This is a genomic window from Ferroacidibacillus organovorans, from assembly GCF_001642725.1.
GTDB lineage: Bacteria > Bacillota > Bacilli > Alicyclobacillales > SLC66 > Ferroacidibacillus > Ferroacidibacillus organovorans.
In genome coordinates, this window is sequence record NZ_LSUQ01000022.1 from 1 (window position 1) to 15,696 (window position 15,696).

The following is a 15,696-nucleotide window of genomic DNA, read 5'->3' on the forward strand; positions in this document are numbered from 1 at the left end:
GGCGTATCTGGACGCGGGATGCCGCAAACTCTATCTCTCTATGTTTTTCCTCTTTGCGGCAGGACACGTCAAACACGACATTCCATCTTCACTCCATCCGCTGGTTACGCGCTACGGTGACGCTTCATTCTACATCGGGCCACCTGCGGGAAACGCCGAAGGAATTCTACAGGCGGCGATTTCACGCGTGCAGGACGCAGTGCGTGAACATCCTGCACACAGTGACGCGACGGTTCTTTTGGTGGTGCGCGGAAGCAGCGATCAGGCCGCATGGGCAGACGTATTGCAGGTTGCGCGCGCGCTGTCAGACCGACTTTCGCGTCCTGTGCTCCCGTGCGCGGTGGTCGGAGTGGGTCTCAGATTCAAGGATGCATTGTGCTTCGCTCGCAAAGCGATCATCGTTCTCCCCTATCTCCTTTTCACAGGCAATGTCTTGCGCGAGATTCACGAGCTGTGTATTGCCGTACAGCGGGAGGGACGCATGCTCACGTGTACCAGTCCTTTAGGTGGGCATCCGTTTGTTGAAGATTATTTCTATCAGCAGGCTACTTATCACGCAAATTTTGTGAAATACGCGATAGAATAGATGAATCAAAACGAGTTTCGAAGGAGTGGGCCAATGTTTGAGATTGCAAGCGACAAGCTTGTCTATGCACTGAGCCAGAATCATGCGCCTGTTGCGCGCGTCACAAACGGGGAGACGGTCGTCTTTCACACGTGTGACTGTTTTCAAAACCAGATCACGCACGAAGAGCAAGAATTTGGAACGCTCGACTGGGAGCGCATCAACCCGGCGACAGGTCCGCTGTTCATTGAAGGCGCTGATCCGGGTGACACGCTGGCTGTCGAGATCCTATCCATTGACGTAGCCGAGCAAGGTGTGATGACCACAGGTCCAAACCTCGGCGTGCTCGGAGACGAACTCGCTGAGAACGTGATTCGCATGGTGCCCATTCGCGACGGTGTGGCGCATTTTTCATCTTCGCTGCGCATCCCGCTCTCTCCAATGATTGGGGTCATCGGCACCGCGCCTGCCGGCGCGGACGTCTCGTGTGGAACGCCCGGCGACCACGGTGGAAATATGGACTGCACAAAGATTCGCGCTGGCGCAACGCTTTTGCTGCCGGTAAACGTGCCGGGAGCACTGCTCGCGATGGGTGATCTTCACGCGGCGATGGCTGATGGAGAGGTGGCCGTCTGCGGCATTGAGATCGCGGGGAAGGTAACCGTTCGGCTGCATGTGATCAAGGGCAAGACGTGGAAACTGCCGATGCTGATTGATGCGGAGCATGTGATCGCGATTGCGTCAGAGGAGCGCCTCGATGAGGCGGCGGAACGCGCGACGAAAAACATGGTGGATTTTCTCGAAGGCTCCTGTGGAATGGAACGCGCGGAAGCGGTGCTGTTGCTGAGCGCTGCGGGGAGTTTGCGGATCTGTCAAGTGGTCGACCCGAAAAAGACGGCGCGTATGGAATTGCCGCGCGTGTATGCAGAGCAACTCGGGTTTTCGTTTGCGAACGCGTAGGTCATAGATCAGCATGTGCTTTTCATAGGGTAAAAGGGTAACGGTTGGTTTTCGCCGTTACTCTTTTTTCATATGAGGGGGAAGTGTGATGGTAAACGAGAATCGCTTGACGCAAAAGGAGGATGAGGTGCGGAGTGAGGAAGCCTGCGCGAGGTTTCTGCGAGCGGAACAGTTTCGGGCGCGCTTTCGTGTGGAAGAGCAAAGCGGCGAGGCATCTCTTCAAGCGTTGCTTGAGTTACGCTTACAGCGAATCGTCGAAACGTGGCCTGCTGAGGAGGATTTGCGCGTGTAGTTAATGGTTGCAAAACGTTGGGGATGTGAACACGGCGGGAGGGAGACGCGGATGCGCTGTGCGATCTATGCGCGGGTTTCGACCGATCGACAAGGCGAGTCTGTTGACCATCAGGTTTCGCTCCTGCGCGAGTTTGCCAAACGTCGGGGGCAGGACTGGGAGGTTTTGGAGCATCTCGTTTTTGAGGATGAGGGGGTTTCGGCGACAAAGGTTTCCATTTGGACGAGACCTGCAATGAAGCGACTGATGGAGGCGGCGGAGCGGTCGGAAGTGGATGTTGTCTTGTTTAAGGGCATCTCACGTCTGGCGCGCAATACGCAAGAGGCGCTCGACGTCCTTGACCGTTTGCGCGCGCGCGGCTTGCGCGTGCTCTCTTACGAGGAGAGCTACGATTCGGCGAAGGAGAATTCGAACTTCATGTTCACGATGCACGCGGCCATCGCTGAGTATGAGGCAGAGAAGATCGGTGTGCGCGTGCGGCTTGGCAATAAAGAGAAGGCGAAATCAGGTCGCTGGGTGGGAGGGACACCTCCTGACGGCTACTACGTTGGGCGGGATGGTCATCTGGTGCCTGATGATGCGCGCGCGGGACTCATCCGTTCGATCTTTGAGCGCTATGCGTTGGATGGGTCATCGTGCGCCGCAATCGCTCGGGAACTGAATGCGCGCGGCGAGACAACGTCGACCGGGAATGGCTTCTCACAGACAGCGGTTGCGAGAATTCTTGACAACGAGGTGTACGCTGGACACTTGGTTTACAATCGGCGAACGGATCGCACCGTTCGCGATTACGACAGTGAGGTGCCCGGCAAGAAGAAAGAGCGGCGAATGCCGAATGTGCGGACAGAGTGGGTAGTGGTACACTGCGCTCATCCACCGTTGGTAACGCCGGATCTTGTGCAAATGGCACAAATGCGCCGCGGCCGTGTGCGCAGCCAAGCGCCGCGCACAACGCATTTGCTGACAGGAGTCCTCTCTTGCGGGCGCTGCCGCGCACCCTTGATCGCGCAGGTCAAACGCACGGCAAAGCGGGTCTATCGCTATTATGTCTGCCGCACGTACCACCAAGCGGGGAGGCAGGCGTGCGCGCAAGGAAGTGTCCCTGCGGATGATCTTGAGTCCTATGTGCTGACGCGCTTGTCTGAGCGCTTGCGCGAGGTGAGCATCAACGTGCTTGCACCCGCTTTGCAAAGCGCGTGCGCGCAAGGGGAGGAGCAGGCGAAACGCGAACGCGAACGCATCAATCGGCAACTCACGCGTCTGACGGACGCTTGGATTGCGGCGCAAGTCGATGATGTCCTGGCAGGTCAGGCCGCGTCTATTCGGGGGCGCATCGCGCGCCTGACGGCAGAGCGTGACGCGCTTTACAAGCGCCTGACGCAGGCGGGGTTGCACAGACACAAACGTGCGCAGGAGATCTATGCGCGGCTTGTCGATCTGGCGCAGGATGAACCTGCGATGAAACGATACTGGGTGCAAATGCTGATCTCGTCGCTCGTCGTGCACGATCGTACCCTCCTGATCCAGTACACGTTTTCTTCATCTGACGACACCCCGATCGATGGGAACGTTTGAGAAATATATGGCGCGAACGTTTTTCTTCTGGATGGTGCGCTTTTTGCGTACGCGCTATGAGAAGGTTGACATCCAATTTATCGCTCATCACACGGAAGCGCTCGTCGTCACAGAGGATGAATTTTTCACAAAGGGTGAGAGCGGAGGCACCATCTGTTCATCCGCGTATCAGACGGCACTCAATCTGATTGATGATCGCTATCCGCCGTCGCGCTACAACATCTACCCTGTGCACTTTTCTGACGGCGACAACCTCTCTTCTGACAACGAGCGGTGTGTGCGCCTCGTTGACGAACTGATGGGACGGTGCAACATTTTCGGATACGGTGAGGTCAATCAATTGAACGGCGTGCGCTCTCTCCACTCCTCATGGTTGAGATCCCCTAAAAGAGCAATTCGACATTGAGGCGTGGACATTCTCCGCCAGTGTCGTTCAGTGTGCGTGTATATTCAATTCTCCGCACGCTTTTGATCAACAACGCGCGCAGATCATCCCCCTTACACGAGAGGAAAAGGTGGGATGGCTCGCACCTCGCGCGCGCGTTAAGAGCTGATTTGGCGCGATTTGTTTTGTGGTTCGTTTCGTTTCGCTCTTGCTTTAGCGCCTCAAGGGATTCATTAGCCTGTCGCAGTTGCTCTGCCACTTCATCGTAGCGCGCTTGAAACTGCGTGCGCGTATACACTCCCTGTTCATACATCTCGCAGATTCGCTTCAATTGTTCTTCCCGTGCCTGGCGCGTCCGCGCAATGACGTGCGCGAGGGAATCAGAGACAGCAGTGAACTCTGTCTGTTCTGGGTTTGGCGTGATCGCTACCCCGCGGAATTGATCCGAGAGCGCACGCTGCACAGCGTGCAGGACGAGTTCATAGCGAGCGCTGCGCGTCGGGCAACCTTTTGTGGCACAGCGCAGTGCATTGTGCGGACGATTTTTCACAGGTTGTCGAACCATGGCGCGCTTGCATGTTGCGCAAAAGATGAGGCCGGCGAGGGGATGGATCTTTTTTTTATTGTTGGCTGAGGCACAGGTTGGCGGGCGCTTGGATTCGTTGTTGACACGCTCCCACGTCGCGCAATCTACGATGGGCTCGTGATTTTCTTCGCGAACGATCCACGCATCTGGTTCCATCACAACGCGATGATAGCGGGCACGCTCCATCTCACGCACCTTGTGGCTGCGCACGCGTCCCCACACAAGCGCACCGCGATAGACTGGGTTCAAAAGGATAAAGCGCACGGTCGAAGGCGACCACAAAGCATTCCCCGATGGACTCGGCAACGCCATGGCGCGCAGGCGTTCCGCGATTGCCGATGGACCAAGGGAATTGCTTGCGAGCGCGTAGATCCACTTCACGACTGGCGCGGTCTGCGGATCGGGGATTAGCTTCAGTTCGTCTGTGCGCAGATAGCCGTAGGGAGGTCGCTTGCTGATCGAGCGCCCCGCTTTTACACTCTGTTCGCGGCCGCGCTGCATGCGCCGCGTGATTAACTTCAATTCACGGCGAGCGAGAAAGGATTCGAATTCCGTCCACTCCTCATCCAACTCATCACGCAGGTCGTAGATCTTGCGCGGCGTCACGATGCGCGTGCCGGAGCGCTTAAACGTCTCTTGAATCACACCCTGGTCGATCAGGTTTCCGCGTCCGAGACGGTCGAGATCCATACAGAGCACCAGGTCGTAGAGTCCATTGGATACATCGTGCAGCAACTGTTGCATCTGCGGGCGTTCGAGGATGTGCTCACCTGAGGCGATTTCTTGATACGCGCGTCTAATCTCCACGTCGTGTTGACCGGCGAGTTCGCACAGCGCGCGATGATGTTTGGCGAGCGTTTCGCCGTCTCCGCGCGCTTCGGCTTCGAGATCAGCGCGCGATTTACGCAGATAGAGCGCGGCGCGTAAACGCGGTGAATGGACTTGTGATTCATGCACAGTCGTTTCTTTTATCGTCACATGAAGCCCTCCTTAGTGCATTGCGCTTTCTATCCATTAGAGTATAATGAGTCACATTGAACTCGCAGAAGATCCGTCGATGTAAGAAATGATGGAGGCCTCTTATAACATGGCGTTGTTTCGTCCATGGCTCGATTCGGCAGTGATTACCCTTTCTGTCGTAGCCATTCTCTATGCATTCTTAAATTTTAATACATTCAAACGAGTGCTCGTCGGATCGCCCATGCGCACCCGCGAGCTACATTCAAAACATAATCGACTCTTTTGGCTGATTGCACTACCGATTCTCGCTGCGGATCTTTACTCTTCAGTCGCGTACGGCCCGGAGGCCGGCATTGCGGAACTGACCGTCAATGCGCACCTCGGCGTTGACGCCAAGTGGCTGATTCTCCCTGTCACCGGGGCTACCGTCTTGCTATTGATCATTCTTGTCACCTCGTACATCATGGGAGTCATCGCGTATCCGAACGGCGGTGGCGCGTATGCAATCTCCAAGGACAACTTCAAACGCCCGATCATCTCGCTCATCGCGGCCAGTTCCCTCTTGATCGATTATGTCCTGACGGTCGCCGTCTCGGTTACGGCAGGGATTCAGGCGATGGCGTCCGCCTATCCGGCGCTTGTTCCGCATGAAACGATCCTTTCGGTCGCATGCATTCTGCTAATCCTCGTGGTGAATCTGCGTGGTATCTCAGAGTCGGCGACGATTTTTGCGTGGCCGACGTTCCTTTTTATGTTCGCCATGATTTTCTTGATCGGAACCGGCTTTGTGCAAGAGTTTCATCACGGCTTTGTTCAGCCCGTGACACCGCCGTTTGGTACGCTTCCTAAAGCGCTCACCTCGCTGCTTTTATTAAAGTCATTCAGCGCGGCGTGTTCCTCACTGACCGGGATTGAGACGATCTCAAACGCGGTTCCGATTTTTCGCGAGCCGAAAACCAAAGGTGCAATCAAAGCGTACATCGCGCTCGGCGTGATAACAGGGGTGACACTTCTTGGGTTCTCTTATCACCTTTATGTGAACGGGATCAACGTCATGCCAAACACGACGATGGAGTCACAACTCCTGTCGCTCTACTTCGGCTTTGGCCCGATCTATCAAATTATCATCTGGCTGACGTTTATCGTGCTCATCCTCGCGGCAAACTCGACATTCACCGGATTTCCGCAATTGGCTGCGCTCGTCGCGGCAGACAGCTTTCTCCCGCGCGCCCTCATGCTGCGCGGAGATCGTCTCGGATACTCCAATGGGATGATCGTGTTGGCTGCGTTTTCCACCATCCTCGTTGTCGTTTTCAATGCACAGACCGATAATTTGATTCCTCTATACTCGATCGGCGTTTTCGTCGCCTTCTCTGTGGCACAGATTGGACTCGTGCGCTACTGGCTGCGCGAAAAGAAGGGTCGTTGGAAAACAAAACTGACGATCAACCTGATTGGCTCAATCGTAACCATGCTGGTGTCTGTCGTTGTCTCCGTGACAAAGTTTACGAGCGGTGCGTGGATCATCTTCATTGTTCTCCCGATTCTCCTGTTTATCGCGCTCGCTGTGCGCCGCCACTATACGCAGATCGCGAACGAATTGCGGATTGACATGTCATGCATTCGCCCGGAATCACACCGTGTGATCACGGTCGTGCTGGTGTCTGGCGTCAATCGCGTCGTGCTTAACGCCCTTTCTTTTGCAAAGAGCATCAACAACGAAGTGATCGCGCTCTATATCGGCTTTGACGATGAATCGATCGAGCGCATCGAAAAGAAGTGGAATGAATGGGAGTGTCCCTGCCGATTGATCACCGTCAAAAGTGAGTATCGCTCGATTCTCTATCCACTGTCTCGCTTTATTGGGCGGCTGCAGTCGATGGAAGACGGGAAACCGGATCACGTTCATGTGATGATCGCCCAGTTTGTGCCTAAGAAGTGGTGGCACAACATTCTGCATAACCAGACGTCACTCGTGATCCGTGCTTGGCTTTTACGGCACCGGGATGTCGTGGTAACGACGATTCCCTATCATTTACACGATTAAAACAGGATAGACGGTAGCATGGCGCTCTCTCGCCACCGTTTACGGGAAAATAATCGGCTGCGCCGTTATTTTGAGATAGAGACAAGCGAGCCTCCCATATCGTTAAGAAGATAGGGAGGTGTTTTTATGCCGTCTACGACGTACTACCTTGATCACGCGATCGTAACCATTCACGTTCGCTGCGAATGGAACGCAAAATCGTTTGATGGAGTGGTGGAGACTCCAATCTATCGCACGTTTTGCGAAGCGGTGCGGCGTGTTGCCAGCAATGGACAGGCAGAGAGCCGGGATGGGTCAATCAATACAACCGCAGCTCCACGCTCATGAGCGCGTACCGTAACATTCGCTCGCCTCGCTTTCGCTGTGCGGTCATCAAGGATAAAGCGGAGGTTTACAAAGCGCTACGCACCTTCTTTTCCACTGCAGAAGGAGGGATCGTACCGTGACACCAGATGAGATTCGCGAACTTGAGTCGTCGATTGAACGCATGATGGAGCTGGCGCAAGGGTTTGGACTTGACTTCTATGACATGCGATTTGAACTGGTACCCGCCGACGTGTTATACACGTTCGGCGCGTACCAAGGCATGCCGACCCGCTTTTCACACTGGTCGTTTGGTAAGACAAAGCACCATGTGTATGAAAAAAATTAGACATTCCAGTTGATCTCAAGATCTTGATTGGGACGAAGAAGGATCGTTTTGATGGCGGCCCGTAAAACTGCTTGGCGAGCGTCAAAATCCAGATCGTCCCAGCTCTGATCGATCAGACGCATAAGATTGAACAGGTCCTCTTTACGTGCGGGCTCGGGCGCTGCCTCCTCCAACGTATCACGTTGTAACCATAACGCGCGTTTCTCGGCTTCTAATGCATCGATTCGTTCTTTCAGATGAGATGGCTGAATGAACCCTTCCTCAAAAGCGTCGTACCATCGGTTTAATCGATGATCAATCTGGGTTAATTTTTCTTCAATCGCGGATAACACCACGCATGATTGGCGTTGTTCTTCAGTAGAGAGCTCAATTTCTGTGCGCAGGTCTTCCATGTCAATGGCGGTTGATCTCACCTTAGCGATGATCCAAGCTTCGAGTTTTTCTTGAGGGAAATAGCCTAATTGGCAGTGTTCTTGCCCTTTTCGATCTCTTTTGCGCACATGTTGATTCTTACAGGCGTAGTATTCGTAGGTATGTGTTTGTCTCTTTGTGCGAACGCGAATGACAGAGCTCCCGCATAAGCCGCAACGACACAAACCGGAAAGCAAGTATGCGCCTGTCGATGTCAGACCGTTGCGGCGACGAGCCGTTTCATTTTGAACCATTGTGTATAGATCCAGAGGGATGATTGCCTCATGCTGACCCTCCACAGGCTCCGAAGGGCCGTTGGGTAACCTCCCGGTATAGATGACCCGGTCGAGGATGGATTTAATTCCGTTGTGATCGACCTTGATATCAGTACTGCGTGCATTGAGCCAATCAGCCAGTTCGAGTCGCGATTTACCTTGGAGATACATCTGGTTTATTTTACGAATGAGTTCTGCTTTTTCAGGAACGATCACCAACGTTTGATTCTGTTTATCCCAACGGTAACCAAAAGCGACCCTGCCTCCACTCCATCGACCCTGGCGAATCCTCATTCGTCGTCCTGACGTTGTTCGCTCAATGATCATGTCACGCTCCAACTGTGCGAATACCGCAAGGATTCCAATGGTTGCCTTGCCCAAAGGTGTCGCGGTGTCAAAGGGCTCTGTTGAACTTTTGAAAGCGACATTGTTTTTTTCAAAGACATCCTCGAGGAGATGCAACACATCCTTTTGTCTTCGACTAAGACGGTCGAGTTTATAAACGACGACAAGATCAATTTTTCCTTCTAGGGTGTGCTTGATAAGTCTGGTCATTGCAGGACGATCAAGCTTCGTGCCCGTATAACCGTCATCAATATAAAATCGGTAGTCTTCCCAACCCTGTGAGGCACAGTAGGCAATAAGTCGATCTCGTTGGTGATCGATTGAAAATCCCTGCATCGCTTGTTCTTCCGTGGAAACGCGGATATAGAGGGCAATCTTAGTCATAGCACACCCCATTGACTTTATTGATGTGACTTGATGCCAATGAATGATTGCTTCACCGTTATGATATTTACGTTGTTTTGCAAAATGCGGCTCCACAACTCATATTTAAAAACAATCAAGAGGATATACGTATTCAGTTGGAGGTTTATAACCACAAATAACGATTCGATAAGCTGGCAAACGGACGTGCCGCTTGAGCATAGCCTTAATTAGGGGGTGTGCTTGTGGAGGAAAAACCGATCAAATTAAATCCGGATGCGGCACGGTTGATTTTACGCCTGTGTGTTGAGGCCATACGTAGAGCGAACGCGAAACGGGGAAGAGAACGGGTAGAGGGCGTACAAAATCTTCAAGAGGGCGCTTAGCCTTCTTATGTAGGACAGGCCACAGTGAGTATGTATGCACGAGTAAACACCCGATATACGCACTGCAAATCTTCAGCTAAGTGTAACAAAGCATTTCGAATCCGTTGCCTTGCGTGTGGAGTTAGTTTGTCTATAAATTTTTGTGCGTCTTTGCTCAGGAGTAGATTGTATATTCAGTTTTCCACGAAGATCTCATCAAAGGGAACGAAGTCGCCATTTCTCATCTCTTGCCGAATCCGTTTATATTCTGCAATCTCTGCGTCTGTCACGGGTTCATCATCCTCGTTCATGAATCACTTGCTTTCTTTGTACGGGAGGCAATTTTCATGATTTCGTTGGCAACAACAACCTCTGTTCCTGCTAAGCCCACAGAGCAGAATAGAGTAATATCGGTTTCTGTCATTCTTCCGGATGCTTTTCCACATACGATTTCGGACAGTTGCACAATGCGATTTTCACATTTCGTATCCACCAAGAAATGGGGTGTTTTATAAGCGTGAAGCTGTTCGATCGAGTCCGTCGCGATGATCGTACTCTTAATGCCCAAATCGAGGGGTACCTCATGCCAATTTTTAGTTTTTGGGCCAACCGTATTGATGTGTGTTCCTGGTTTGAGCCAGTCGGATTCGAATACAGGAGTGCCACTGTTGGTCGCACAGATGACGATATCGGCATCTTCGATGCAATCTCTTGGGGAAGTGGCAACTGCGATATTCGCATGGATCTTCTTGCGCATTCCCTCTGCAAATGCTTCTCGGTTTTCTTGCTTGCGGCTATAAACCTTAATACTTTTAATGTTTCGTACAGCCACGGCTGCCTCCAATTGTGTCCGCGCTTGTAGTCCCGTACCCATCACGGCGATTTTTTTTGCATCGACTCGAGCCATGGCGTTTATTGCTGCGCCACCGATTGCGCCAGTACGAATGGCACCGATGAGATTGCCGATGACCACTCCCTTAAAAACACCCGTATCCGAGTCAAAGACGCACACGAGCTGTTGATGACCCTCTGCATCATTTTCGTACGTATCGTAGACACGAAATCCAGTAACCTTTTCGAGTCCAGTTGCGGCTCCTGCCGTAAAAACCAAGTTGCCCTGTTCCGCTTCCACACGGAAACGTGGCGGTGATACAAGGGTTCCGTTTATTTGCTCCTGAAAGCAACGTTCGATGGCGTTCACGATCCGCTTCATGGAGGCAAACGATTCAACATCGTGATCCGTAAGAATGGAGTACATGCAATACACCCCTTCACTGTTCCAATCTGTTACAGTGCGTTTTGTGACGTAAAGGATCTCAGCGAGTGCCAGGGAACGTCCATCTTCAATTATTTAAAACAAATCGATGCGAATGACAGCATCAAAGGATTCCATTGACCCATGAATAGGACGGTTTAATTTATTGTGTCTACGTGCTATTGCATAAATCCTCAAGGGATATTAACTAACCATACACCTCTGCCATCCAATTGGCGTAATCGGACACCGCTTGGATCAATTTTTCCAGCTCTTGCAAAGTATGTATGACTTCTCTGCGCCCCAACTCTCTGTCATCCATGTTGAATAGATCTCTGTTTAAGGAGCGACGCATGTTGTATTCGAGCCATCCTAACATACCTCCGAAACTGCCGTACACAGCATCTAATACTTCATTGTGCAACGTTCCGCCAGCTTCGAGATAAGCCTGAATCACTCCCTGGAAACGTTCCTTACTCACGGTCCCGTCGTGACTTCTGCTCCAATTAAATGCCACCTCGACTAATTCTACAGTTGGATGTATATAACCTGCCGATTCCCAATCGATCAGATATGGAATGCCTTCGTGATTCCAAATAACATTTTTAGAATCTAAATCCCGATGACTAATGACAAATTTCTGGGGAAGATTGTCTACTGCATCCTGATACTTTCGAGACCAGTTGGTCACATCTTGCAAGATACTTTCACAAGAAAGACCCCAACACGATGCGTCCCGTCGAGCATTCTCGATGTGATACCTCTACGTATCGAAGGAAATTGCCGAGAAAGTTGGTAACGCCGAACCATCAATGACAATATCGAGGTTGTGTATCTGGAACAAAATCTCTCCGATGTGCTTAACGTGCTCAGACGTACAATTTTCGGGAAGCAACGTGATACCATCGACCCAGTCAAACACCATCACATATTCACCATGCAATTCAATCCATGGTTGACGATCTACAGTTCTTGCAGAAACCGCACGAATGCCCTTTATATTAGCCTGATGTGCGACTCTTTCTGACATTCTATAATTGGTCTTTGCATCAGGACGAGACATTATCTATGAATTCAGTACTTTTATTGCAAATCGTCCGTGGTCTGTCTCTAAACACCACATTCGATGGAGTAATCCGCCTGTGACGGGTTGTGGAGTTCCTTGGGGAATTCCAATTTCAAAACCATCGCATATCGCATTCAAATCGACACTCAAGCGAGTCATTTGATTTCCCCTCATCAGTAGAATAAGCCCTTTAGCAGAGTGACAAGCGGCAGTGAAACCGCTCAACTCCGGGATATTTCTCACCAAGGGACCGTATTTCAAATCCATATCTACGATAAAATTCAACCGCATCATGATCTGTTTCGGCAGTTAATTCCGTGAGATTCTCAAGCATAAGGAGGTTATCTATCATTCTTCGACCAATTCCGCAGTTACGCTTGTGTTCATCGACGGCAATGTGAAGAATTTCAGCAGAAAATCCTTCTCTCTTGAAACCAATGATGCCTAGCGCTGCGTCGTCATTATCGATGAATACATATAGTTTCGTATCACTTTGCGAGTACACTTGCACCAAAATATTGCTGAGCTTTTCATCCGTGGCGGAGCCGACCGCGTATGACAACCATTGTTTTATCTGCTCGATGGATGTGATATGGCTTCTGTACTCAACCAGCGTCACAAGCGACCCTCCCTTCCTCAGCAACCAAGCTTCGTTTGTCTCCCGTGAATCAAATCCAAACGATGTTATTTAGCGAGTTCTACAGCCAACAGCGCACCTACGTGCGCATTGTTCTTTACCAGTGCCACATTTGTCTCCAGGCTTTTACCATCGGTCAGTTCTTTAATTTTATCGAGAAGAAAAGGGGTTACGTCCTTGCCCCTGATGTGTTTCCGATGCGCTTCGTCCAGCGCTTCTGTAATGACTTTTTCAATTTCTTTTGCATCCATTGCGAATTCCTCGGGGACAGGATTCGCAATGACAGCCCCGCCATGGAGTCCGAGTTTCCACTTCGTGTGTAGGAATGAAGCTAATGCCTCCGGGCTGTCGAGCGAAAAGTTTGTCTGGAATCCACTTGTGCGACTGTAGAATGCAGGGAACTCGGTGGTCTGGTAGCCAATGACTGGGACGCCGTATGTCTCCAGGTATTCGAGTGTAAGTTCAATATCGAGGATCGATTTTGCGCCAGCACAGACAACGGCCACGTTGGTCTGCGCAAGCTCGTTCAAGTCCGCAGAGATGTCCATCGTTTGTTCGGCGCCGCGATGTACACCGCCAATACCACCCGTGACAAATACGCGGATACCCGCAAGCTGAGCGCAAATCATCGTTGCAGCAACCGTGGTCGCGCCACTCTGTCCTTGTGCGAGAACAAATGCCAAATCACGGCGACTGACCTTTGTGATACTGTCTCGATTTTCAGGGCATCCGAGCCATTCAAGGTTCTCATCGGAAAGTCCGATATGGATTTTTCCGTTCAAAATTGCAATCGTCGCCGGGACCGCGCCATGGTATCGAATAATGGCTTCGACTTCCTTTGCCGTTTGTACATTGGTTGGATAAGGCATGCCATGTGAAATAATGGTCGACTCAAGCGCGACAATTGGCTTCTCAGTTCTCTTTGCCTCCATTACTTCATCCGAAAAATGCAACCATTGGTTTAACGACGGGTTCATATCTTCCATCTCTCCTATGATGTTCTACAGAATTTCTGACAACCAGGCTTGAGCCTCGCGTGGGTCGATTTCTGTAGATACGGTTTCTTTTGTCACCAACGTTAGGCTGGACAAGCGAGCGGCAAATTGACATGCCTGTTTGACACTCGCATCGCTGACCATCGCAAAGCAGAAGCCAGCCACGAATGCGTCACCTGCACCAGTCACATCGACGACGTCGATGCTCTCTGCCGGTATTTTGCCAAAGGTGCCTGCCTCATCCAACCAAGCCACACCATCCCTGCCCATAGTTGCGACAACGGTCCGACACCCCCTATCTTTCAGTGCGACACATGCGGCGCGAACGCTATCCTCTTTATCGACAGGGATACCTGAAATTGCCTCCATTTCATCTCGATTGGCGATCAGCGTATGAATCCCGGTAAGGTCTCTTGGCAAGCGCTTGGCTTTGGGACTTGATACCGGAGCAACAATCAGTAAAGTGCCAGCCCTTGCCGACTCGGTAATGACAAAGGCAAGCGCTTCTGCCGGCAAGTTCGTGTCGACGATCGCAATCGTAGCTTGTTGCAGCACCCGCGATCTCGGTGTCAACTGCTCGACGGTTAAGTCGTCGTAAATTTCCATATCGGCGAGCGCAACAGTCATACTCCCGTCGACGTCGAGCACCGCAGTGTATGTTCCTGTGCGGTGTGCAGTCGATCGGATGATCTGGCTGACATCTGTACCAAGGCCCTCAAGGTGCGCGAGTATCATTTCGGCTTCTTTGTCGTTGCCGACCATGGTGACAAGCGACGTGGGTAATCCGAGGCGTGTCATATTTTCGGCAATATTTCTTGCAACGCCACCAAATGACTCTACAACAAAAGAGGGGTTCGACGTGCCTAGCTGGATTGGTTCATACGCTTGAATTTTTCGATCTACATTCGCACCGCCGATGCACAAAATACGCCCTCGCTGTGGCAAAACGTAGGCCCGACCGAGAATCTCCCCCTCTTTGATGAGCGCAGAGATATAAGCTGCTACCGCAGGTCTGGATGCATTCATTCGTTCAGCCAAATCTCGTTGGGAGATAAACGGGTTTTCACGGATACAATGTAGAACTTCCTGTTTCTTGCTCCGACCCGACTCAGCCACATCGTCACTCCTTATAACACATGTTATATTAGGTTAAACAATTGTTTGTTAGCAGTCAATCTACGATAGAAATTGCCGCATCGGTGATTTTACATCAATCTGAAATTTTCATATACCTGGTGTTTTGGTAAAGCGTACCACCGTATGAAGATGGACTATGATTTGGGATTGAGCCGCATCTATGAACTGGTGATTAATTCGAATCCGTGCTACGCATTTCTGCTCGACAGCAATTCTCTCGTGCAAAATAAATTGGTGAGCGCCCACGTTCTCGCACACTGTGACTTTTTTAAAAACAACATGATGTTTCACCGCACCTCGCGAAATGTCGTTGAAAGTATGGCGGCGAGCGCGGAACGCTTTCGTACCTATGAGCTGCAATACGGAAAAGATGAGGTGGAAGCATTTCTGGATGCGGCGCTCGCGCTACAGGAACACATCGACCCATCAGAGCGCGCATTTCGTCATCCGCATACGAAACCGGATTTGCGCGAGGAGCAAGAGCAGTCACCTCGGGTCGGAAAATATGATGATTTATTTGCGCTGGATGGTCGTTTATCCGATCGTGCGAAGGTGGATGAAAAGAAGGCGGAAAATCGCAAAGCAAAGGGGTTCGCAAAAGACGCACCGCAAAAGGATTTGTTGCTATTTTTGCAATCGCACAGCAAGATTCTCGCGGAGTGGCAGCGCGACATGCTGACGGTGATTCGCGAGGAGATGCTCTACTTTTGGCCGCAGATTGAGACAAAAATCATGAACGAAGGCTGGGCTTCGGATTGCAAAAATGGTTTTTTTCATAGCGTACGAAAGATCCAAATGACACGAGTGATTCCGAAGGATTCTAGA

Annotated in this window: 15 protein-coding genes and 4 pseudogenes; 11 read left to right on the forward strand and 8 right to left on the reverse strand. The window is 51.4% G+C overall.

The window, feature by feature from the left end; all coding sequences use genetic code 11:
* The 5 genes and pseudogenes from AYW79_RS08485 to AYW79_RS08505 all read left to right on the forward strand — a co-directional run.
* On the forward strand, window positions 1-586 hold a 586-nt coding region (locus AYW79_RS08485), incomplete at its 5' end, for a sirohydrochlorin chelatase (protein ID WP_067564503.1).
* A gap of 33 nt (window positions 587-619) precedes the next feature.
* Window positions 620-1,525 (forward strand): acetamidase/formamidase family protein, encoded by a 906-nt coding sequence (locus tag AYW79_RS08490; RefSeq protein WP_067564506.1) that lies wholly within the window; start codon window positions 620-622, stop codon window positions 1,523-1,525.
* An 88-nt stretch (window positions 1,526-1,613) separates the two neighbouring features.
* Entirely contained in the window at window positions 1,614-1,817 is a 204-nt protein-coding gene (locus AYW79_RS08495; protein WP_067564508.1) for a hypothetical protein, read from the forward strand.
* Window positions 1,818-1,868: 51 nt separating this feature from the next.
* Entirely contained in the window at window positions 1,869-3,392 is a 1,524-nt protein-coding gene (locus AYW79_RS08500; protein ID WP_179123160.1) for a recombinase family protein, read from the forward strand.
* Window positions 3,361-3,765 (forward strand): annotated as a pseudogene (locus AYW79_RS08505) (DUF444 family protein); the annotation flags it as partial. The gene AYW79_RS08500 and the pseudogene AYW79_RS08505, both read left to right, overlap by 32 nt.
* 10 nt (window positions 3,766-3,775) lie before the next feature.
* Here AYW79_RS08505 and AYW79_RS08510 read toward each other — a convergent pair.
* Window positions 3,776-5,341 (reverse strand): recombinase family protein, encoded by a 1,566-nt coding sequence (locus AYW79_RS08510; protein ID WP_067564514.1) that lies wholly within the window; start codon window positions 5,339-5,341, stop codon window positions 3,776-3,778.
* Between the two features lie 109 nt (window positions 5,342-5,450).
* Between AYW79_RS08510 and AYW79_RS08515 the strand changes: the two genes are divergently transcribed.
* The 4 genes and pseudogenes from AYW79_RS08515 to AYW79_RS08525 form a co-directional block, all read left to right on the forward strand.
* Window positions 5,451-7,370: an APC family permease gene (locus tag AYW79_RS08515; protein ID WP_067564516.1), complete on the forward strand. Its 1,920-nt coding sequence runs from the start codon at window positions 5,451-5,453 to the stop codon at window positions 7,368-7,370.
* Window positions 7,371-7,496: 126 nt separating this feature from the next.
* Window positions 7,497-7,697 (forward strand): hypothetical protein, encoded by a 201-nt coding sequence (locus AYW79_RS15535; RefSeq protein ID WP_067564518.1) that lies wholly within the window; start codon window positions 7,497-7,499, stop codon window positions 7,695-7,697.
* A pseudogene (locus tag AYW79_RS16080) lies at window positions 7,658-7,816 on the forward strand (sporulation protein YhbH); the annotation flags it as partial. The gene AYW79_RS15535 and the pseudogene AYW79_RS16080, both read left to right, overlap by 40 nt.
* A pseudogene (locus AYW79_RS08525) lies at window positions 7,813-8,001 on the forward strand (SpoVR family protein); the annotation flags it as partial. The pseudogenes AYW79_RS16080 and AYW79_RS08525, both read left to right, overlap by 4 nt.
* Before the next feature lie 17 nt (window positions 8,002-8,018).
* On the opposite strand, the gene AYW79_RS08530 reads toward AYW79_RS08525, so the two are convergent.
* Window positions 8,019-9,533 carry a recombinase family protein gene (locus AYW79_RS08530; protein ID WP_143216243.1) on the reverse strand — a complete coding sequence of 505 codons (1,515 nt, stop codon included), beginning with the start codon at window positions 9,531-9,533 and terminating at the stop codon, window positions 8,019-8,021.
* 128 nt (window positions 9,534-9,661) lie between these two features.
* Here AYW79_RS08530 and AYW79_RS15540 point away from each other — a divergent pair, with 128 nt between their 5' ends.
* On the forward strand, window positions 9,662-9,802 hold the full coding sequence (locus AYW79_RS15540; RefSeq protein WP_156481799.1) for a hypothetical protein: 141 nt from the start codon (window positions 9,662-9,664) through the stop codon (window positions 9,800-9,802).
* A 286-nt stretch (window positions 9,803-10,088) separates the two neighbouring features.
* Here AYW79_RS15540 and AYW79_RS08535 read toward each other — a convergent pair whose 3' ends face one another.
* The 6 genes from AYW79_RS08535 to AYW79_RS08555 all read right to left on the reverse strand — a co-directional run bounded on the left by AYW79_RS08535 (window position 10,089) and on the right by AYW79_RS08555 (window position 14,850).
* The gene (locus AYW79_RS08535) at window positions 10,089-11,039 is read right to left on the reverse strand and encodes an ornithine cyclodeaminase family protein (RefSeq protein WP_067564525.1); all 951 of its coding nucleotides are present in this window, start codon (window positions 11,037-11,039) and stop codon (window positions 10,089-10,091) included.
* Between the two features lie 205 nt (window positions 11,040-11,244).
* Window positions 11,245-11,727, reverse strand: coding sequence for a phosphotransferase family protein (locus AYW79_RS08540; protein WP_231877789.1), 483 nt, complete (start codon window positions 11,725-11,727; stop codon window positions 11,245-11,247).
* A 72-nt stretch (window positions 11,728-11,799) separates the two neighbouring features.
* A complete protein-coding gene (locus tag AYW79_RS15545) occupies window positions 11,800-12,099 on the reverse strand; it encodes a hypothetical protein (protein ID WP_156493894.1) in 300 nt (99 codons plus the stop codon).
* Window positions 12,100-12,292: 193 nt separating this feature from the next.
* Window positions 12,293-12,721: a GNAT family N-acetyltransferase gene (locus AYW79_RS08545; RefSeq protein WP_067952863.1), complete on the reverse strand. Its 429-nt coding sequence runs from the start codon at window positions 12,719-12,721 to the stop codon at window positions 12,293-12,295.
* A gap of 65 nt (window positions 12,722-12,786) precedes the next feature.
* Window positions 12,787-13,716: a pseudouridine-5'-phosphate glycosidase gene (locus AYW79_RS08550; protein ID WP_067564529.1), complete on the reverse strand. Its 930-nt coding sequence runs from the start codon at window positions 13,714-13,716 to the stop codon at window positions 12,787-12,789.
* 24 nt (window positions 13,717-13,740) lie between these two features.
* Window positions 13,741-14,850 carry a carbohydrate kinase gene (locus tag AYW79_RS08555; RefSeq protein ID WP_067564532.1) on the reverse strand — a complete coding sequence of 370 codons (1,110 nt, stop codon included), beginning with the start codon at window positions 14,848-14,850 and terminating at the stop codon, window positions 13,741-13,743.
* A gap of 102 nt (window positions 14,851-14,952) precedes the next feature.
* Here AYW79_RS08555 and AYW79_RS08560 point away from each other — a divergent pair.
* Window positions 14,953-15,624 (forward strand): annotated as a pseudogene (locus AYW79_RS08560) (SpoVR family protein); the annotation flags it as partial.
* Between the last annotated feature and the right edge of the window lie 72 nt (window positions 15,625-15,696).

Coding starts and splice junctions, on each gene's coding strand:
- AYW79_RS08550 (WP_067564529.1), bottom strand. CDS start 13,716: ATGAACCCGTCGTTAAACCAATGGTTGCATTTTTCGGATGAAGTAATG.
- AYW79_RS15545 (WP_156493894.1), bottom strand. CDS start 12,099: ATGTCTCGTCCTGATGCAAAGACCAATTATAGAATGTCAGAAAGAGTC.
- AYW79_RS08535 (WP_067564525.1), bottom strand. CDS start 11,039: ATGTACTCCATTCTTACGGATCACGATGTTGAATCGTTTGCCTCCATG.
- AYW79_RS15535 (WP_067564518.1), top strand. CDS start 7,497: ATGCCGTCTACGACGTACTACCTTGATCACGCGATCGTAACCATTCAC.
- AYW79_RS08515 (WP_067564516.1), top strand. CDS start 5,451: ATGGCGTTGTTTCGTCCATGGCTCGATTCGGCAGTGATTACCCTTTCT.
- AYW79_RS08490 (WP_067564506.1), top strand. CDS start 620: ATGTTTGAGATTGCAAGCGACAAGCTTGTCTATGCACTGAGCCAGAAT.
- AYW79_RS08500 (WP_179123160.1), top strand. CDS start 1,869: ATGCGCTGTGCGATCTATGCGCGGGTTTCGACCGATCGACAAGGCGAG.
- AYW79_RS08495 (WP_067564508.1), top strand. CDS start 1,614: ATGGTAAACGAGAATCGCTTGACGCAAAAGGAGGATGAGGTGCGGAGT.